The sequence below is a fragment of the Kitasatospora sp. NBC_01300 genome, assembly GCF_041435235.1.
In the GTDB taxonomy this organism is placed as follows: domain Bacteria; phylum Actinomycetota; class Actinomycetes; order Streptomycetales; family Streptomycetaceae; genus Kitasatospora.
The window spans coordinates 233,942-252,423 of sequence record NZ_CP108408.1 but is presented as its reverse complement, the minus strand read 5'-3'; the positions used below and the strand labels follow the sequence as shown (position 1 = coordinate 252,423).

General features: G+C 73.8%; 15 protein-coding genes. 9 read left to right on the top strand and 6 right to left on the bottom strand.

Going from position 1 to position 18,482, the window contains the following annotated elements; all coding sequences use genetic code 11:
- Nucleotides 1–8: 8 nt before the first annotated feature.
- Entirely contained in the window at nucleotides 9–950 is a 942-nt protein-coding gene (locus tag OG556_RS01315; RefSeq protein ID WP_371515420.1) for a ScbA/BarX family gamma-butyrolactone biosynthesis protein, read from the bottom strand.
- 114 nt (nucleotides 951–1,064) lie between these two features.
- Between OG556_RS01315 and OG556_RS01310 the strand changes: the two genes are divergently transcribed.
- Together OG556_RS01310 and OG556_RS01305 are read left to right on the top strand one after the other, a co-directional pair.
- Nucleotides 1,065–1,724 carry a ScbR family autoregulator-binding transcription factor gene (locus tag OG556_RS01310; RefSeq protein ID WP_371515419.1) on the top strand — a complete coding sequence of 220 codons (660 nt, stop codon included), beginning with the start codon at nucleotides 1,065–1,067 and terminating at the stop codon, nucleotides 1,722–1,724.
- Between the two features lie 115 nt (nucleotides 1,725–1,839).
- Nucleotides 1,840–2,577, top strand: a complete 738-nt coding sequence (locus tag OG556_RS01305) for an MgtC/SapB family protein (protein WP_371515418.1) — start codon at nucleotides 1,840–1,842, stop codon at nucleotides 2,575–2,577.
- 25 nt (nucleotides 2,578–2,602) lie between these two features.
- Here the strand turns inward: OG556_RS01305 and OG556_RS01300 are convergent, their stop codons facing one another.
- The 5 genes from OG556_RS01300 to gcvPA form a co-directional block, all read right to left on the bottom strand.
- The gene (locus tag OG556_RS01300) at nucleotides 2,603–3,256 is read right to left on the bottom strand and encodes a GntR family transcriptional regulator (RefSeq protein WP_350884929.1); all 654 of its coding nucleotides are present in this window, start codon (nucleotides 3,254–3,256) and stop codon (nucleotides 2,603–2,605) included.
- Nucleotides 3,257–3,305: 49 nt separating this feature from the next.
- Entirely contained in the window at nucleotides 3,306–4,052 is a 747-nt protein-coding gene (locus OG556_RS01295; RefSeq protein WP_371515417.1) for an SDR family NAD(P)-dependent oxidoreductase, read from the bottom strand.
- Nucleotides 4,053–4,100: 48 nt separating this feature from the next.
- Nucleotides 4,101–5,258 (bottom strand): ATP-NAD kinase family protein, encoded by a 1,158-nt coding sequence (locus tag OG556_RS01290; protein WP_371515416.1) that lies wholly within the window; start codon nucleotides 5,256–5,258, stop codon nucleotides 4,101–4,103.
- An 83-nt stretch (nucleotides 5,259–5,341) separates the two neighbouring features.
- Nucleotides 5,342–6,940, bottom strand: a complete 1,599-nt coding sequence (gene gcvPB / locus OG556_RS01285; protein WP_371515415.1) for an aminomethyl-transferring glycine dehydrogenase subunit GcvPB — start codon at nucleotides 6,938–6,940, stop codon at nucleotides 5,342–5,344.
- Complete coding sequence (gcvPA, locus tag OG556_RS01280; protein WP_371515414.1) at nucleotides 6,937–8,295, bottom strand: aminomethyl-transferring glycine dehydrogenase subunit GcvPA; 1,359 nt, start codon at nucleotides 8,293–8,295, stop codon at nucleotides 6,937–6,939. Before gcvPA ends, gcvPB begins: the two co-directional genes overlap by 4 nt.
- 96 nt (nucleotides 8,296–8,391) lie before the next feature.
- Here gcvPA and OG556_RS01275 point away from each other — a divergent pair, with 96 nt between their 5' ends.
- The 7 genes from OG556_RS01275 to OG556_RS01245 all read left to right on the top strand — a co-directional run bounded on the left by OG556_RS01275 (nucleotide 8,392) and on the right by OG556_RS01245 (nucleotide 18,436).
- Complete coding sequence (locus tag OG556_RS01275) at nucleotides 8,392–9,798, top strand: sugar ABC transporter substrate-binding protein (protein WP_371515413.1); 1,407 nt, start codon at nucleotides 8,392–8,394, stop codon at nucleotides 9,796–9,798.
- A gap of 11 nt (nucleotides 9,799–9,809) precedes the next feature.
- Complete coding sequence (locus OG556_RS01270) at nucleotides 9,810–10,742, top strand: sugar ABC transporter permease (protein WP_350884942.1); 933 nt, start codon at nucleotides 9,810–9,812, stop codon at nucleotides 10,740–10,742.
- A complete protein-coding gene (locus OG556_RS01265; RefSeq protein WP_371515412.1) occupies nucleotides 10,739–11,629 on the top strand; it encodes a carbohydrate ABC transporter permease in 891 nt (296 codons plus the stop codon). The genes OG556_RS01270 and OG556_RS01265 overlap by 4 nt, the downstream gene beginning before the upstream one ends.
- A gap of 8 nt (nucleotides 11,630–11,637) precedes the next feature.
- Complete coding sequence (locus OG556_RS01260) at nucleotides 11,638–13,737, top strand: beta-galactosidase (protein ID WP_371515411.1); 2,100 nt, start codon at nucleotides 11,638–11,640, stop codon at nucleotides 13,735–13,737.
- On the top strand, nucleotides 13,734–15,950 hold the full coding sequence (locus tag OG556_RS01255; RefSeq protein WP_371515410.1) for a trehalase family glycosidase: 2,217 nt from the start codon (nucleotides 13,734–13,736) through the stop codon (nucleotides 15,948–15,950). Before OG556_RS01260 ends, OG556_RS01255 begins: the two co-directional genes overlap by 4 nt.
- Nucleotides 15,951–15,992: 42 nt before the next feature.
- The gene (locus OG556_RS01250) at nucleotides 15,993–16,715 is read left to right on the top strand and encodes a ribonuclease H (RefSeq protein WP_371515409.1); all 723 of its coding nucleotides are present in this window, start codon (nucleotides 15,993–15,995) and stop codon (nucleotides 16,713–16,715) included.
- 176 nt (nucleotides 16,716–16,891) lie between these two features.
- Nucleotides 16,892–18,436, top strand: coding sequence for an alpha/beta fold hydrolase (locus OG556_RS01245; protein ID WP_371515408.1), 1,545 nt, complete (start codon nucleotides 16,892–16,894; stop codon nucleotides 18,434–18,436).
- Nucleotides 18,437–18,482 lie beyond the last annotated feature (46 nt).

The following is an 18,482-nucleotide window of genomic DNA, read 5'->3' as shown; positions in this document are numbered from 1 at the left end:
TCTTTACTTCAATAGCCCAACGACCCCACGGCGGTGATATGACCGTTCTGACGAATATGAAAAACGCACAAATGCTCGTACTCGGTGATGCCGACTTCCGGGAGGGGGGCGAACTCGGTGAACCGCACGGCCTTCATCCGGTACTCGACGGGGTGCGACAGCCGGCCCGCGCTCCGCAGTGCCGCGGCCTGCCGGGCCGCCTCCAGCAGCACCATGCCGGGCATGTGGTCGGACGGGTGGTCGAAGAAGAACGGGTGCGCCGGATCGGCCGGGCAGATCAGGAGCGGGCCATCCGCCCACGAACGGCCGGTCGCGCGCGTCACCAGCACGTCGGAGGGCAGGGCGACGCCGACCTCCGCCGGTGACGGGGGGTCGGGGGGCGGGCCGGAGTCCGCGGGATCCCCGGCCAGCGCGGTGCCGCGCAGGGCCGGGTAGGCGGGCCGTTCGACGAAGCGCGTGCCGCCCTCGATCCGGGCGAACACCACGCCCCGCGCGGAGCATTCGACCCGCAGCCGCATGCCGGTGGGCCGGTGGTTTCCGGCCGAGGTCCGCAGGTCGTGCACCTGGGCCCGGCAGAGGACCGCCGCCGGGCCGTCGCCGCGCGGCTCGGCCGCCGGGTCGACCCGGCAGGACACGTCGGTGATCAGCAGGTGCGCGTCGGCCGGCACGCCGTAGTGGCGCAGCGGCAGGTAGATGCCCAGCTGACGGGCGGTCTCCACGGCGAGCAGCGGGTCGTGCCGGTCCCCGCGTCCGCGCGGGAAGGTGGGGTGGGAGCGGGGCCACTGGGCCGCCGCCTCGAAGCGGTCGCCGCCTCGGGCCCGGACGTCGGTCAGCAGCACCTCCGCCACGGCGGCGCGGTGGACCAGTTCACGGGGGACCGTGCGGGACCAGCTGAGCGGTCGGGCAGGATGCCGGGCCGCCGAGGAGGGGAGGAAATCCAGCATCTTCATATTTACAGAAAATATCAATCTCCTTGGTTTCGCATGTCGTCAGTTGGCGCTCCGGCCCGCGGATCACTACAGTGCGTGCGAAAAGCCGGGGTGATCTTGAAAAGGCAGAGGCGCGTGCAGAATCGGGCGGAGACGACACGGAGGTCAGTCCTCGAATCAGCTGCGCGATTGTTCGACGAACGCGGGTACGCGGGCACGAGCATCAGCGACATCAGCGCGGCCTCCGGCAGGACGAGCGGGGCCATCTACTTCCACTACACCAGCAAGGAGAACCTGGCCCGCGCCGTGATCGAAGCGCACTTCGCCACCTGGCCGGAGCTGGTCGCGCGCCACACCCGCACGCCGGTGCCGGCGCTGGAGCAACTCGTCCGGCTGAGCTTCGCGGTGGCGCGGGCCTTCCGCGACGACGTCGTGGTCAGGGCCGGCGCCCGGCTCTGGTCCGAGCGCGCGGCCATCGACGCCGACCTCCCGGTGCCGTTCGTGGGGTGGATCGACACCGTCCGCGTCCTGCTCGAACGGGCGGGCAGCGAGGGCGAGCTCGCCGCCCGGGTCGACCCGTCGACCGCGGCCCACGGCGTGATCTGCGCCTTCTTCGGGCTGCACACCGTCTCCGACGCGATCGACGGACGGCGCACCATCGAGGGGCGCCTGTGCGACCTGTGGGAACTGCTGCTGCCGGGGCTCCAGAAGAACCCCGACCCGGCCGCCCTGCTCGCCTCGGTCCGGCCCAGGCCGTCCGTGCGCGCCGACGGGTGGGGGCCCGCCGGGAATTGACGCGGAATCGACCCCCGGCCTGCCGGGAGGAGGCCACGCCGCCGGGCACCGGGCCCTAGCATGAATCACCACGTCCGGGGCCGGCGGTGAGCGGCGGAGAAGAGGCGTCAGGGCTATGGCAACGGTTCAATGGGCGGCCGGGCCGTCCGGTCAGGGGTCGGTCCAGGTACTGGAGTTCCTGTTCGCCTTCCTGCTCTCCGGCCTGATCGGGGTCGAGCGGCAGATCCGCCAGAAGTCCGCGGGCCTGCGGACGTACACGACGGTGGGCAGCGGCGCGGCGCTGTTCACCCTGGTGAGCAAGTACGGCTTCGCCGACGTGGTGAGCGCGGGCACCGTCGAGCTGGACCCGTCGCGGATGGCCGCGCAGATCGTGTCGGGGCTGGGCTTCATCGGCGCCGGGGTGATCTTCGTGCACCGGGGCTGGGTGCAGGGGCTGACGACGGCGGCCACGATCTGGCTCACCGCGGCGGTGGGCTCCGCCGCGGCCGCGGGCCTGCCGCTGCTCGCGGCGCTGACCGTCGCGGCGTACTTCCTCGCGTCCTACGCGATCAGGCCGCTGCTCAACCGCCTGCCCGCGCTGCACCGGCCGGCGGTCTCGTACCGCATCGTCTACCGCCCGGGCAGGGGGGTGCTGCGGGACGTGCTGGACCAGTGCACCCGGGCCGGATTCGCCGTCTTCGAGCTGCGCACGCTGTCCGGCACGGACGGGGAACTGCCCGGCGAGGCCACCGACAAGCCCGTCGAGATCGCCCTGTCGGTGCAGGGGCAGGGCGACGCCGGCGGGCTCACCGCGCAGATCGCGGCCGTGGCGGGCGTGCTGACCTGCGTCCGCGGCCGGTCCGACGAGGAGTGACGTCCCGGCCGCGGGGGAGGGCGCGTCAGCGGACGCCGAGGGCCGGCAGGCGCTCCATGATCCGCTCCATGCCGCTGGTCCAGTTCGCCTCCAGGGCGGCGACGGCCTGCTCCACGTCGTCGTCGAGGAGGCACTGGGCGATCCGCTCGTGCTCCTCGGCGGCGCGTTCGAGGATCTCGTGGTCCCCGACGACCACCCGCTCGTAGCGGTGGAGGGTGAGTTTGAGCGAGTCGATCAGCTCGCGCAGCCGGGTGTTGGAGCAGCCGGAGAGCAACAGTGCGTGCCAGGCGTCGTCGTAGCGCTCTATGGTGCCGTGCGGGGCCTGGGGCGCGGAGAAGGCGCGGGCCTCCGCCAGCAGCCGGGGCGCGATGGCCGAGAGGTGCGCGCGGTCGGAGGTCCGCAGCGCCAGCGACTCCAGGGCGATCAGGATGGCCGTGAGGTCGAGGAACTCCTGCCGGCCGGTGGGTGCGAAGCGGAAGCCCTTGCCGCGCTCGCTGGTGATGATGCCTTCGCGCTCCAGACTGATCAGCGCCTCGCGCAACGGGGTGCGGCTGACGCCCAGTTCCTCCGCGAGGTGGACCTCGTTGATCGACTCGCCGGGGGTGAACCGGCCGTGGCCCAGCCGCTCCAGGAGTTCGTCCTTCACCTGTTCGCGCAGCGGACGCCGCTCGATCGCCATCGGGCTTTCCCTTCTTCCTCGGTCCGTAGCGTACCGGCCGGGCGACTGGTCAGGCGGTCCCGGCGCCGTCCACGGCGATGATCGCGCCGCTGACGAACGTGGAGGCGTCACTGGCGAGGAAGGCGACCGTCTGGGCGATGTCCCGAGGCTGGCCGATGCGGCCGAGCGGTCGGTCGGCGGCGTCGGCGTAGAAGGCGTCCGGGCTCTCGCCGAGCTGGCGGGCCTCCTCGGCGAGCATACCGGTGTTGGTGTCGCCGGGGCACACGCAGTTGACGCGGATGTTGTCGGGGCCGTGGTCGATGGCCATGGCCCGGGTCATGTTGACGACGGCGCCCTTGGAGGCGCAGTAGGAGACGGCCCGGCCGCCGCCCCGGATGCCCCAGCCGGAGCCGGTGTTGATGATGCTGCCGCCGCCGTTCGCGGCCATCAGCGGCACGACCAGCCCGCTGAGCAGCATGACGGAGCGGATGTTGACGGCCATCACCAGGTCCCAGTCGTCGTCGGTGATGTCGCAGACGGTGGACCGGCGGATGATCCCGGCGTTGTTGAACAGCACGTCGACGCCGCCGTGCAGGTCGACGGCGGTGCGTACGGCCCGCTCGCAGTCGGCGCGTTGGGAGACGTCGCAGCGGACGAAGGTGCCGCCGGTCTCCTTGGCGGCCTGCTCGCCGCGGTCGGCGTCGAGGTCGGCGAGGACGACGGCCGCGCCGAGTTCGGCCAGCAGCGCGGCGGTGGCCCGGCCGATGCCGGAGGCGGCGCCGGTGACGATGGCGCGCTTGCCGTGGAGGTCGATCACTGGGGGCTCCTCTTCAGGGGGTCAGGCTGGTTGGGGAGGTCGAGTTGGTCAGGCGGTCAGGCGGTAGACGGCGCTGGCGTGGCGGCCGGTGATCACCCGGACGTGCCCGGACAGGGCATCGTCCAGCTCCGGGTCGCCGGTGTCCAGGAGCAGCGGGCGGCCCGCGAGGGCGGCGAGCTTCGCCTCGGTGGCGAGGACGAGCAGCCGCTCGCGGCCGGTGGCACGCAGCAGTTCGGGGGTGAACTGCTGGTTGCCGCGGCCGAGCAGGAAGCCCTGGCCGCCGATCGGCGAGAGCGCGATCCACGGCGCGGCGGGCAGGGCCAGCAGCTGGTCGGCCCGGGCGTCGCGGATCACGACCCGGGCGGCGCCGCCCGGTTGGAGGCGGAGCACGTCGACGCCGGTCAGGCAGGCGTCCGCCGCGCCGAGCGCCCTGGCGACGGCGTGCGTCGTGCCGCCGGGGCCGAGGGCGAGCAGCCCGTCGGGGCCGACGCGTTCGGCGACCTCGGCGGCGATGCCGCCCAGCGCCTCGGGGTCGGCGGCGGAACTGCCGGTCTTGCGCTGCTGGACCCGGGCGGGCAGGACCGGGACGGTCAGCCACCCGTGCAGGCGGACGGACACCCGGCCCTCGCGCAGCGCCGCCTCGTCGCGGTCCACGACCTCGGCGGACGCCAGCCGGACGCCGCCGTTCGTCCAGGCCGCGGCCACTTCGGCGGCGGCGCGGGGGTGGACGGCGAAGACGGCGGAGTGCATCTTGACCCCGGCCGGGATGCCGAGGACGGGCGGTCCTGACCCTGGACCGAGCGGGCCGATCGACCCGAGCGGGCCGGGCGTGCCGAGCGACCCGAGTGCGTCGAGGACGTCGCGGGCCGTGCCGTCGCCGCCGCAGAACAGCAGCAGGCCGGCGCCGGCCGCGACGAGGGCGCGGACGGCCGCGCGGGTGTCCGCCGCCGTGGTGCCCGGGCCGGCGGGCCGGTGGACCACCGTCGCGTCGAGGCCGGCCGCCCGCGCCGCGTCCGCACCCATCGGTCCGGCCGCCGTGAGCAGGGTCGAGTGCGGTGTGAGCAAGCCAAACTGACGAAGCATCAGTTCTGTGCGGGAGGTCGCGGCCGGCCGGGCGCCGAGGGTGCGGGCGCGCTGCTGGACCTCGGCGCCGTCGCTGCCCTTGAGGCCGACCCGGCCGCCGAGTCCGGCGACCGGGTTGACCACGAGCCCGATGGTGGGGCCGGTCGTCGGGCTCCCACCTGCCGGGCAGGCGGAGGGAGTTGGACGGCCGGCCCCGGGGCCCGTCGTCACGGCCGCTCGCCGAGGACCTTGCGGCGGTAGGCGCGCCAGCTGACGGCCCAGACCGCCGGGTCGTCCAGCGGTTCGTGCCGGATGCGGTGCACGGTGGAGTTGTGCGGGGCCGTGCGGACGGTCTCCGGGTCCTCGTAGGCCTCGCGGGCGACCTCGGCGAGGATCGCGGCGTACTCGTCGAGGTCGGCGCGGGAGTAGGACTCGGTCGGCTCCAGCGTCATCGGCTCGGGGACGACGTAGGGGTGGTGGCTGGTCCAGTAGTGGGTGCCGAAGTCGGCGGCGCGGTACCCGAGGTCCTCGCTGTGCAGGCCGGTGTCCTCGTTGAGCTGCTGCCAGCTGTAGCGGACCTGCTCGACGCGCGGGCGCCCCTTGGCGTAGGGCACGGAGACGCCGCGGATCCGCTGGACCTGGTGCATCAGGTAGTTGTTGTTGAGCACGGCCGTCTCGGCCACCTCGCGCAGGCCCGCGGCGCCCATCGACATGATCCAGGCGTAGGCGCGGACCAGGTTCGGGACGACGCCCAGGTAGGGGCGGATCTTGCCGATGGACTCCGGCCGGTCGTCGTCCAGGACGTACCGCTCGCCGTCGAACTCGACGGTGGGGCTGGGCAGGTGGGGCGCGAGCTCGGCGGTGACGCCGCAGGCGCCGGCGGCGGGGCCGCCGCAGGCGTGCGGGGTGGAGAAGGTCTTGTGCAGGTTGAAGTGGCACAGGTCGAAGCCGGCCTCGCGGGCCCGGGTGATGCCGAGGACGCCGTTGGCGTTGGCCTGGTCGTAGGCGCACAGGCCGCCGGCCGCGTGCACGATGCGGACGAACTCGGCGATCCGGGGGTTGTAGATCCCGGTGTCCTCGGGGTTGGTGATGAGCAGCGCGGCGGTGCGCGGGCCGACGGCGGTGCGCAGCGCCTCGATGTCGGGGTAGCCGTCCGCGTCCGGGTGCAGGGTGATCACCTTGAAGCCGGCGGTCTTGGCGCAGGCGGCGTTGGAGGGGTGCGAGAAGGCGGTGGTGATGACCTCGTCGCGCTGCTCCAGCTCGCCGCGGGCGGCGAAGTGGGCGCGGATGACGGAGACGTTGGTCCAGATCGCGGCGGAGCCGGCGCCGGGTTGCAGCGAGACCCGGTCCATGCCGGAGACCTCCTTGAGCAACTGCTCCAGCCGGTGGACGAGTTCGAGCACCCCTTGGACGGTCGAGGGGTCCTGGGCCGGGTGCAGGGCGGCGATGCGCGGGTCGCGGACGAAGGCGTCGTTGACCTTGGGGCTGTACTTCATGGTGCAGGTGCCCTGGCCGACGTCGACGTTGAGGTCGGCGCCGAGGTTCTCCTGGGAGAGCCGCAGGTAGTGGCGGAGCACCTGCTGCTGGCCGAGTTCGGGCAGCGCGGCCGGGGTGGCGCGGCGCAGCGCGGCGGGCAGGCGGTCGGCGGGGTTGCCGACGGCGGCGGTGACGCCGGGTCCGGGGGTCGGCGGAAGGACGCCCCGCTCGCCGGGTGCGCCCAGTTCGAAGATCAGCTTCTCGTCCCAGCGGGCCTGGTGGAAGCGGCGCAGGGCGGGCTTGGGGGCGATCCGCGGGTCGGTCCCGCCGCTGTTCTGACGGTCCGTCACTTGACGATCTCCTCAAGGGCGGTGGCGAGGCGGTCGATGTCGGCCTGGGTGTGGAGCTCGGTCACGCAGTAGCGGCCCTCGTGTTCCCCGGCCGGGGTGCCGGCGTGCAGGCCGCGGGCGAGCAGCGCGGCGGCGACCTCGGCGGCGGTGTGCCCGCCGGTGTAGCGGAGGGTGAAGTCGGCGAAGTGGACGGCCTCCGGGTCGGCGAGTTCGACGTCGGGGGCCTGGGCGAGGCGCCGGCGGGCGTAGGCGGTGTTGGCGAGGATGGTCTCGCCGATCTCGCGCATGCCGTGCGGCCCCATCAGCGAGAGGTAGACCCCGGCGGCGATGCCGTGCAGGGCGGCGGCGGTGCCGACCCACTCCTTGCCCTCCTCGCGCAGGGCGAAGGAGGTGCGCTCGTAGGCGACGTCGCCGAAGCCGTACTCGCCCGGCACGTCGGTGGGGGTGAGGCCGAAGAGGCGGCTCGGGTACTCGGCCACCAGGCGTTCGTCGTCGGCGCTGGCGATGAAGCCCGCGTTGCCGCCGCCGAAGCTGGGGTGGATGCCGAGCGGCTGGAGGTCGCCGCAGGTGAGGTCGGCGCCGAAGGAGGCGGGCGGGGCGAGCACGCCGAGGCTCAGCGGGTTGGCGCCGACGACGGCCAGTGCGCCTGCCTGGTGGGCGAGTTCGACGTACTGCGGCAGTTCGGGGTCGACGCGGCCGCAGTGGTCGGTCAGTTCGGCGAAGACGGCGGCGGCGTCGCCGGCGGCGAGGGCGGCGCGGACGGCCCCGGGTTCGGCCGGGACGAGCACGAGGTCGTGGACGCCGCGCACGTAGTCGCGGATCCGGGAGAGCTTGTCCGGGTCGAGGTCGCCGACCAGGAGGAGGCGGCGGCGCCCGGTGGCCCGGCCGGCCATCCGCAGTGCGGTGGCGGCGGCCTGGAAGCCGTCGTAGGTCGGCACGTTGACGACGTCGACGGCCAGCAGTTCGGCCATCAGCGACTGGTACTCCCACAGGGCCTGGAAGCGGCCGTGGTCCTCGTACGGCTCGCCGGCGTAGGCGGTGAGGAACTCGCTGCGGTTGACGACCTCGTCGACCACGGCGGGCACGTGGTGGCGGTAGCAGCCGGCGCCGAGGAAGCTGCGGCCGGGCGGGACGGCGGTGTTGCGGGCGAGCAACTCCTCCATGTGGGCGACCAGTTGCGCCTCGGAGCCGAGTGGCTCGGGCAGTCGCAGCGGGCGGTCCAGGCGGAGCTCGGCGGGGATGTCGGCGTAGAACTCCTCGACGCTGTGCGCGCCGATCGCCGCCAGCATGGCCTTCTTCACGTCGGGGGCGGCGTTGGGGATGTACGGGTGGGTCCGGGGGGCGCGTGCGGTCATCCTGGCACCTTCCGCGATTTCGGTCACAAGCCTTGACGGCACTGTGTGTGCTGAGTTCTGTATACAGCATTCGGCATTCACTCTTCAGGAGGCAAGATGTCGGGAGGAAAGAACTCAACCGGCACCCGGCACAGACGCCTTGACGCTCCGGCGGGCACCCGGGCCGGATCCGGACCGGGCCCCACCCGGCGCCGGGTCCTCGGCGCCGGGCTCGCGGGCGGCGCGCTGCTGCTGACCGGGGCGACGGGCTGCGCCACCGGCGGCGCCGGCGCCCCCGACGCCAAACGGCTGGACGCGAGTTCGGGCGGCAAGGCCGCCGGGAAGATCACCATCTGGTCCTGGGACGTCGCCGCCAAGGCCATGCAACGGCTCGGCAAGGCCTTCGAACAGGCCCACCCCGGAACCACCGTCGACGTCGTCGACATCGGCTACGACAACGCCTACGACAAGATCACCGTCGGGCTCGGAGCCGGCAGCGGACTCCCCGACGTCCTGACCGTCGAGGGCCACAAGATGCCCACCTACATCGGCAACTTCCCCCACGCGCTGGTGGACCTGACCAGCCGGGCCGGCGGCCTCGCGAAGGACTTCGCACCGTCCGCCTGGCGCACCGTCACCGACGCGGGCGGCCGCGTCCTCGCCCTGCCCTGGGACAGCGGCCCGTGCGCCCTCTTCTACCGCCGCGACCACTTCCAGCAGGCCGGAATCGACCCCGCCACCCTCACCACCTGGGACGACTACCTCGCCGCCGGCACCACCCTCAAGGACCGCACCGGCAAGAAACTGCTCATCCTGGACGCCAAGCAGGACAGCATGTTCGCCCTGCTGCTCCAACAGCAGGGCCAGGGCTGGTTCGTCGACGGCAAGGTCGCCGTCGCCTCACCCGCCGCCGAACGGGCGCTCACCCTGATGAAGCAGCTGGTCGACCGGGGCCTGGTCGACTTCGAGAACGGCTGGGACGGCCTGGTCTCCGGCACCCACGACGGCAAGGCCGCCACCACCCCCACCGCCGCCTGGTGGGACGGCACCCTCGCCGGCGACATGGCCGACCTGAACGGCAGGTTCGGCGTCGTCCCCCTGCCCGCGTTCGACCCCGGCGGCTGCCGCACCTCCAACAGCGGCGGCTCCACCCTCTCCGTCACCGCCCAGAGCAAGAACCCCGAACTCGCCTGGGAATTCCTCTCCTTCCTGCTCGCCGACCGGGCCAACCAGGCCTCGATGATGGAGCACGAAGGCCTCTTCCCCGCCTACCTCCCGGCCCTGGACGACCCGTACTTCCAGCAGCCGGACCCGTACTACGCGAACCAGCCCGCCATGCGGCTCCTCGCCGACCTCGCCCGGTCCATCCCCACCGTCGAGAGCACCGCCGACGACTCCAAGGCCGGCGACATCGTCAACACCGCCGTCAACCAGGTGCTGCACAACGGAGCCGACCCCGGCACCGTGCTGCGCTCCGCCGCCCGCCAGATCGCCACCGCGACCAGTCGCCAGCCGGCCCCGTAGGGACACGCGCCATGACCAGTCTCCAGGCCCCCGCCCCCCGGGTGGCCGCCGCACCCGCGCGCACCGCGCCCACCCGGCGACGACGGCTGCCACGCTCCGCGGCCTGGCTCTTCGCCGGGCCCACGGCCGTGCTCTTCATCCTCTTCTTCGCCTATCCGCTCGGCGCCAGCCTCTACCAGAGCTTCACCGCCCGCCGGGACGGCGCCACCGTCTGGGTCGGCCTGGACCAGTACCGGCGGATGCTGGACGACCCGGCCTTCCTGCACTCCCTGGTCAACACCGGGATGATCCTGGCCGTCCAGGTGCCCGTGATGATCGGCCTGGCACTGGTGCTGGCCGTCCTGCTGAACCAGTCCTGGCTGCGCTTCCGGGCCGGCTGGCGGGCCGTCTTCTTCCTGCCCGCCGTCACCACGCTGGTCGCCTACGCCGTCGTCTTCCAGGTGCTGCTGCGCACCGACGGCGGCCTGGCCAACCAGCTCCTGCACGCCCTGGGCGCCGGCCCCGTCGACTGGCTCAACTCGCCCACCTGGGCCCGGATCTCGCTGATCGGCTCGGTCACCTGGCGCTGGACCGGCTACAACGCCGTCATCCTGCTCGCCGGCCTGCACGCCATCGGCCGGGACCAGTACGAGGCCGCCGCCCTCGACGGCGCCGGCACGCTGCGCACCTACACCAGCGTGATCCTGCCCCAGCTGCGGCCGGTGGTGCTGTTCTGCGTCATCACCTCCACCATCGGCACGCTCCAACTCTTCGACGAGAACTACGTGCTGACGCGCGGCGGCCCCGGCGACGCGACCCTCACCCCGGTGGTCTACCTGTACAAGGTCGGCTTCCAGCAGCTCGACTTCGGGTACGCGGCCGCGATCGCCTGGGTCGTGGTGCTGGTCATCGCCGCCGTCTCCCTCCTCCAGTTCCGGTTCTACGGAAGGGAACGCCGCCGATGAGCGCCACCTCCGCCCGCCCCCGGCCCGCCCGGGCGGCGGCCGTCCGCCCGCCGGCGGCCCGCCCGCCGGCCGCCCGGCTCGGCCGCGGCGCCGTCCTGGCCGTGCTCGCCCTCGGCGCCGTCGTCAGCCTGGTGCCGTTCGCCTGGATGCTGATCGCCAGCACCCACAGCAGCTCCGAACTCTTCCACTCCCCACCGCCGTTCCTGCCCGGCGGGGAACTGCTGCGCAACCTGGCGCACCTCCAGCAGAGCATCGGCTTCGGCCGGGTGCTGCTCAACAGCCTCGGCGTCGCCGTCGTCTACACCGCGCTGAGCTCCCTGCTGTCCGCCATGTGCGGCTACGGGCTGGCCAAGTACCGGTTCCGGGGCCGCGGACTGCTGCTCGGCCTGGTGCTGGCGACCATGATGATCCCGTTGCAGGTGCTGCTCGTCCCGCTGTTCCAGATGATGGCCAGCATCGGCTGGATCGACAGCTACCAGGCGGTCATCCTGCCCTTCCTGGCCAACTCCTTCGGCATCCTGCTGATGCGCCAGGGCTTCCTGGACTTCCCCGACGAACTCCTGGAGTCGGCGCGCATCGACGGCTCCGGCGAACTGCGCACCTTCTACCAGGTGGTCCTGCCGTGCGTGCGGCCGCAGCTGGGCGCGCTCGTGATCTTCACCTTCATGGGCCAGTGGAACAGCTTCATCTGGCCGCTGCTGATGCTCAACACCGAGGACAAGTACACCGTGCCGGTGGCGCTCAACACGCTGACCGGGCTGACCCACGTCGACTACTCCGGCCTGATGCTCGGCTCCCTGCTGGCCACCCTCCCGCTGGTGCTGCTCTTCCTGGTGTTCCAGCGGCAGTTCGTGGCCGGCCTGCTCGGCGGAGCGCTGAAAGGATGACCCCCCGCATGACCTCCCGTACTCCTTCCCGCGCGGCCACGCTGACCCGCGTGCCCGGCCTCCTCTACGGCGGGGACTGGAACCCCGAGCAGTGGTCCGAGGAGGTGTGGGCCGAGGACGTGAAGCTGATGGCCGAGGCCGGGGTCAACCTGGTCACCGTCGGGGTCTTCTCCTGGGCCCGGCTCCAACCCGCCGCCGACCGCTGGGACTTCGGCTGGCTGGACCGCCTCCTCGACCTCGTCCACAGCCACGGCATCGCCGTCGACCTGGCCACCGCCACCGCCTCGCCGCCCGCCTGGCTGGTCCGCGCCCACCCCGAGCTGCTGCCCGTCACCGCCGACGGCGTCCGGCTGGAGTTCGGCTCGCGCCAGCACTACTGCCCCTCCTCCGCCGTCTACCGGGCCGCCGCCGCCCGGCTCACCCGGGCCCTCGCCGAGCGCTACCACGACCACCCCGCACTCGCCCTGTGGCACATCCACAACGAGTACGGCGACCACGTCCAGGAGTGCTTCTGCCCCGCGTCCGCCGCCGACTTCCGGCGCTGGCTGCGCGAGCGGCACGGCGACGTCGACGAACTCAACCGCTCCTGGGGGACGGCGTTCTGGTCCCAGCGCTACGGCTCGTTCGACGAGATCGAACCGCCGCGCGCCGCGCCGGGGCCGGTCAACCCGACCCAGCTGCTGGACTGGCGCCGGTTCTGCTCCGACGCGCTGCTGGCCCTGCACCGCACCGAGAAGGCCGTCCTCGACGAGGTCTCACCGGGCGTGCCCGTCACCACCAACTTCATGTCGATGCTCAAGTCGCTGGACTACTGGGAGTGGAGCCGCCACGAGGACCTCGTCTCCGACGACGCCTACCCCGACCCGGCCGACCCCCGCACCCACGTCAACGCGGCCATGAACTACGACCTGATGCGCTCCCTCAAGGGCGGCAAGCCGTGGCTGCTGATGGAACAGGCCCCCTCGGCCGTCAGCTGGCGGCCCGTCAACCTGCCCAAACGGCCCGGCCTGTACCGGCTCTGGTCGCTCCAGGCACTGGCCCGGGGCGCGGACGGCGTACTGCACTTCCAGTGGCGTGCCTCCGTGGCCGGGGCCGAGAAGTTCCACAGTGCGATGCTCCCGCACCGCGGCACCTCCTCGCGCGGCTGGCGGGAGACCGTCCGGTTCGGGGCCGAGCTGCGCCGGCTCGGCGAGATCGCGGGCAGCCGGATGCGCGGGCGGGCGGCCGTCCTGCTCGACTGGGACAGCTGGTGGGCGCTGGAGCTGGACGACCACCCCTCCGCGCGGATGCGCTGGCTCGACCTGCTCCGGCCCTGGTACGCGGCCCTCCACGACCGCGGCGTGACCGTCGACTTCCTCCCGCCCACCGGCGACCTCGACGGCTACCGGCTGCTGCTCGCCCCCAACCTGTACCTGCTCGACACCGCCACCGCCGACCGCCTCACCGCCTTCGTCCAGGCGGGCGGCCACCTGGTCTGCGGCCCGTTCAGCGGCATCAGCGACCGGCACGACCACCTCCACCCCGGCGGCCACCCCGGACCGCTGCGGCCGCTGTTCGGCCTCGTCGTGGACGAGCACTGGCCGATCCCCGACGGGGCCGCCACCACCGTCCGGCTCGACGGCGGCGGCCCGGAGCTGCGGGCCGAGCACTGGAGCGAATGGATCGACACCGAGGGCGCCGAGACCGTCGCCCGCTACGCCTCCGGCGAGCTGGCCGGTCTGCCCGCCGTCACCCGGCACCGCCACGGCACCGGCAGTGCCTGGTACCTCGGCTGCCACCTCGGCGCGGACGTCGGCCGGGTGCTCGACCTGCCGCTCGCCGAAGCCGGGGTGGGCGCCGAACTGCCCGGCCTGCCGGCCGGCGTCGAAGCCACCCGCCGCCGCGCCGCCGACGGCACCGGCTACCTGTTCCTGCTCAACCACGGCCCCGCCGTCTGCCGGGTGGCGCTGGACCGGCCCGGCACCGACCTGCTCACTGGCGCCGACACGGGCCGGGGCGTCACCCTCGCACCGCTCGGCGCCGCGGTCGTCCGCGTCCCCGCAGCCTCCCCGTCCACGCCCCCGTCCACGTCTCCGTCCCCGTCCACGCCCGTCGAGGAGCGCACATGACGCCGTTGTCCCGCCGCCGACTCCTGGCCGCCACCGCCGCCACCGGCACCGCCCTCGCCGTGGCCGGCGGCGTCGCACCGGCCGCCCACGCCGACGACCGGCAGGCCGCCCCCTCCGACCTGGCTGACCCGTCCGCCCTGTCAGAGCTGTCCGACCGCTACGCCGACGTCCTCGACCTGCACGGCACCCCCGCGCAGGCCTACCCCGGCGACGCCACCGGCAACAACCCGATCAACGTCTTCGCCGACCTCGGCGCCTGGCACGCCTACGCCCTGCCGCGCCCGCAGGACCCGCTCGGCGGCTTCACCGGCCCCCTCCACCTCGCCCAGGAATACCCGTGGTGGCTCAGCGACGGCCTCAACCGCCTCCAACTGACCGAGCAGGGAAGGATCCTGGACCTCGCCGCCGGCGGCGCCCCCCGGCTCACCTCGCTGCCCGGGCTGCTGCGCCAGTCCTACGACCTCGGCGGCCGCCTGGCGCTCACCCTGGAACTGCGCTTCGCCGGCAACCGCACCGCCCTGGTCAGGGCCCGGCTGGCCAACGGCGGCCCGGCCGAACGGACCCTCCAGGTCGCCTGGACCGGGACACTGCTGCGCCCGGCCACCGGCCCCCAGCACGACGCCCCCGCCCTGGTCGCAGCCGAGCGCGGCGTCGCCGTCCGGTTCGCCCGGGTACGGCAGACCTGGGACTACCTCACCGACGGCACCGAGCGCTTCGAAGTCCGCCACGCGGCGCCGGTCCGCACCACCGTCAGCGGCGACGGCCACCGCACCGAACTGGCCGGGCCCGTCCGGCTGGCCCCGGGCGCGGCCCGCACCCTGGACTGGGCCGAGAGCTACACCTTCACCGACGCCGAGCACTCCCGCGCCGTCGCCGAGGCGGACGCCGCGCTGCGCGCCCCCGACCGGGTCGCCGCGGCGGGCGCCGCCCGCTGGGCCGGGTACGTCGCCCGGGCGACCGAGGGCGTCCCCGCCGCGCGCCGCCGGACGGCCGTCAAGTGCGTGCAGACCCTGGTCACCAACTGGCGCAGCCCGGCCGGGCGGATCCGGCACGACGCCGTCACGCCCACGCTCTCGTACAAGTGGTTCAGCGGGGTCTGGGCCTGGGACACCTGGAAGCAGGCCGCCGGCACCGCCGTCTTCGCCCCCGACCTGGCCGCCGACCAGATCCGGGCGATGTTCGACCACCAGATCCGGCCCGACTCCGCCGACCGCCCGCAGGACGCCGGGATGATCCCGGACTGCGTCTTCTACAACGACCCGAGCACCGGCGGCGGCAACTGGAACGAGCGCAACTCCAAGCCCCCGCTGGCCTCCTGGGCCGTCTGGGAGGTCTACCGGAGCGGCGGCGACCGGGCGTTCCTGCGCGAGCTGCTGCCCAAACTGACCGCCTACCAGGACTGGTGGTACCGCACCCGGGACCACGACGGCGAAGGCCTGTGCGAGTACGGCGCCACCGTCGACCCGGGCAACGCCGCCCCGGCGGACTGCCTGGCGGCGGCGGCCTGGGAGTCCGGCATGGACAACGCGCCGCGCTTCGACGCCGCCCTCGGCGCCGCCGTCGTCGCCAACCGCAGCGCGCAGGGCGCCCTGCTGGGCTGGTCGCTCACCCAGCGCTCCGTCGACCTCAACGCCTACCTGGCCGCCGACCACCGCGCCCTGGCCGCCATCGCCGCCGAACTCGGCGACCGCACCGCCGCCCAGCGGCTGCGCGGACGGGCCGAGAAGATCGACCGGGCCGTGCGCGACACCATGTTCGACCCGGCCACGGGCTGGTTCCACGACACCGACCTGGCCACCGGCGCCCGCCTCACCGCGCGCGGACGCGGCATCGAGGGCGCGATCCCGCTCTGGTCCGGCACCGCCTCACCCGCCCAGGCCCGCGCGGTCCGCGGGCTCCTGCTCGACCCGGCCGAGTTCGGCACCGCGCTGCCGTTCCCGACCGTCGCCCGCAGCTCGCCCTCCTTCGACCCGGCCGGGTACTGGCGCGGGCTGGCCTGGATCGACCAGACCTACTTCGCCATCGAAGGCCTGCGCCGGTACGGCTGGAACCAGGACGCCCGCCGGGCGACGGACCGGCTGCTGGCGACGGCCGCCGGGCTCGGCGGCGACGGTCCGCTGCGGGAGAACTACGACCCGCTGACGGGGGAGGGGCGGAACTCGACCAACTTCAGCTGGTCCGCGGCCCTGCTCCTGCTGCTGCTCCGCGCCTGACCGATTTGGCCCGGGCCTGCCACGTCCTGGCATGATCGGGGCATGGTCGAACGAGTCATTGCAGCGTGTGACGGAGCAGCCAAGGGCAACCCCGGTCCGGCGGCCTGGGCCTACGTGGTGGCGGACGCCGCCGGGGTGCCCCAGCGCTGGCAGGCCGGTCCGCTCGGGCACAGCACCAACAACGTGGGCGAGCTGACGGCGCTGGAGCAGCTGCTGGCGTCGACGGACCCGGCCGTCCCGCTGGAGGTCCGGCTCGACAGCACGTACACCCGCGACGCGGTGACCAAGTGGCTGGTCGGCTGGAAGCGCAACGGGTGGAAGACCGCCGCCGGCAAGCCGGTCGCCAACCGCGAGCTGATCCAGCACATCGACGAGCTGCTGACCGGGCGGGACGTCACCTTCGTGTACGTCCCCGCCCACCAGGTGAACGGCGACCCGCTGAACGCCATCGCCGACAAGGCCGCCAGCGACGCCGCCCGCCGGCAGCAGGCCGCGGGCGGAACCGGCGCCGACCTCCCCGAGCCGGACCCGGCCCGGACCGCCCCGGCGCGGGCCGCCCGCCCGGCCTCCTCGTCGGCCGGCTCGTCGACGGGTTCGTCGGCCGGCTCGTCCACGGCGAAGAAGCGCTCGTCGGGCGGTTCGCGGACCCTGGCCGCCCGCTTCCCCGGCACCTGCCCCTGCACCCGCCCCTACGCCAAGGGCGACACCATCACCAAGGTGGGCAGCAGCTGGGGGCACCCGGAGTGCGCGGGCGCCCACGCGTAGCTCCGGTCCGACGCCGGGCGGGCCGACACCGGCCCGCCCGGGTCCGACTCACCCCCGGGGTGGAGCCGGGTGGAGTCGGGTGGACCGGGGTGGAGCCGGGTGGAGAAGCACCCCGGGGGAATTCTCCACCCCGGAGCCGAGGCTGACGCCACCTCAGCAGTCCTAGCGTCGGACGTATGACCCGACCTACCGGCCGCACCACGGCCCGCGCCGGCGGCGCGCTGCTCACCGCCGCCCTCCTGCTCGCCGCACCACTCGCGCCGACCGCCGTCGCGGCCCCGGCGGCGCAACTCGCCTGGGGGTCCTGCCCCTCGCCGACCCCGAACGCCAACGGGGTGCCGTTCACCCGCGACCCGCGCCAGCAGTGCGCGACCCTGCGGGTGCCGCGGGACTACCACGACCCGGCCGAGGGCACGATCACCCTCACCGTCTCCCGGCTGCGCACCGCCGACCCCGCCCACCGGCGCGGCACCCTGGCCGTGGTGCCGGGCGGGCCGGGCGGATCCGGCCTCGACTACCCGGGCGAGATGGCGAAGCTGCTGCCGCCGGACGTCCTGCGCTCCTACGACCTGATCGGCTTCGACGAGCGGGGGGTGGGCAACAGCACCCCGGTCCACTGCGACCTGTCCGCCGCCGAGCGGGACGCCCAGCTCAACTACCCCTTCCCCGGCCCCGACGGCTCGATCACCGCCAACCTCGACCAGGCCCGGCGGGTGGCCGACGGCTGTGCGGCCGCGAGCGGCGGCTACCTGGCCGACGTGACCACGGCCAACTCGGCCCGCGACCTGGACCGGATCCGGGCCGCCCTGCACCTGCCCCGGATCTCCTACCTGGGCAGCTCGTACGGCACCTACCTCGGCCAGGTCTACGCCACCCTCTTCCCCTCGCACACCGACCGCGTGGTGCTGGACAGCACGGTGCCGCCGGGCGGGGTGGAGCAGGGGTTCAGGCTGTTCAGCGAAGGCTTCGACGACTCCTTCCCGGCCCTGGCCCGCTTCGTCGCCGCCCAGGACGCCACCCTGCACCTCGGTGCCACCCCAGAGGCGGTCCGGGCGAGCTACCTCCGGCTGGCCGGCGAGGTCGACCGCGACCCGCTGCCGTTGTCGGGCGGCCGGCTGCTCACCGGCGGCGGCCTGCGCAGCGTCGTCTACGCCTCGCTGGTCAAGCCGAGCTACTACCCCCTCGGCGCGCGGGTCCTGCAACTGGCCGAGGAGCGCGACACGGCTCCGGCTCCGGCTCCGGCCCCGGTTACGGCTCCGGCTCCGACGCCGGAGGGCGCGGGCACCGGCGGATCGGGTGGCAACCCGCTGCCGCAGGTCATCCCCGACAACTTCCTCGCGGCCCAGTTCGCGGTGGTCTGCGGCGACTCGGCCTGGCCCCGCGACCCGGCCGTCTACGCCGCCCGCACCGCCGCGGACCGGGCCCGCTACCCGCTCACCAACGGCATGAGCGGCAACGTCTGGCCGTGCGCCTTCTGGCACTACGGCCCGAAGGAGCCGCTGGTCCGGGCCGACCCGGACGGCCCGCGCAACATCCTGATGCTGCAGAACCGGTACGACCCCGACACCACCTACAACGGCGCCCGGCAGACCCAGCGCGCCTTCGGGCACCGGGCGGCGATGGTCACCTTCGACACGACCGCGCACGGTGTCGACTTCACCGACCCCCGGGTGCTCGCACCGTTCACCGCCTTCCTGCTCGGCGGCCGGCTCCCGAGCTGAGCAGACGTACGGCCGGGGCCCGGACCCGGGCCCCGGCCGTACCTCC

Excerpts from the sequence above, each read along its gene's own strand:
- OG556_RS01270 (WP_350884942.1), top strand. The coding sequence starts at position 9,810 with ATGACCAGTCTCCAGGCCCCCGCCCCCCGGGTGGCCGCCGCACCCGCG.
- gcvPA (WP_371515414.1), bottom strand. The coding sequence starts at position 8,295 with ATGACCGCACGCGCCCCCCGGACCCACCCGTACATCCCCAACGCCGCC.
- OG556_RS01260 (WP_371515411.1), top strand. The coding sequence starts at position 11,638 with ATGACCTCCCGTACTCCTTCCCGCGCGGCCACGCTGACCCGCGTGCCC.
- OG556_RS01315 (WP_371515420.1), bottom strand. The coding sequence starts at position 950 with ATGAAGATGCTGGATTTCCTCCCCTCCTCGGCGGCCCGGCATCCTGCC.
- OG556_RS01275 (WP_371515413.1), top strand. The coding sequence starts at position 8,392 with ATGTCGGGAGGAAAGAACTCAACCGGCACCCGGCACAGACGCCTTGAC.
- OG556_RS01305 (WP_371515418.1), top strand. The coding sequence starts at position 1,840 with ATGGCAACGGTTCAATGGGCGGCCGGGCCGTCCGGTCAGGGGTCGGTC.
- OG556_RS01265 (WP_371515412.1), top strand. The coding sequence starts at position 10,739 with ATGAGCGCCACCTCCGCCCGCCCCCGGCCCGCCCGGGCGGCGGCCGTC.
- OG556_RS01300 (WP_350884929.1), bottom strand. The coding sequence starts at position 3,256 with ATGGCGATCGAGCGGCGTCCGCTGCGCGAACAGGTGAAGGACGAACTC.
- OG556_RS01250 (WP_371515409.1), top strand. The coding sequence starts at position 15,993 with ATGGTCGAACGAGTCATTGCAGCGTGTGACGGAGCAGCCAAGGGCAAC.
- OG556_RS01245 (WP_371515408.1), top strand. The coding sequence starts at position 16,892 with ATGACCCGACCTACCGGCCGCACCACGGCCCGCGCCGGCGGCGCGCTG.
- OG556_RS01255 (WP_371515410.1), top strand. The coding sequence starts at position 13,734 with ATGACGCCGTTGTCCCGCCGCCGACTCCTGGCCGCCACCGCCGCCACC.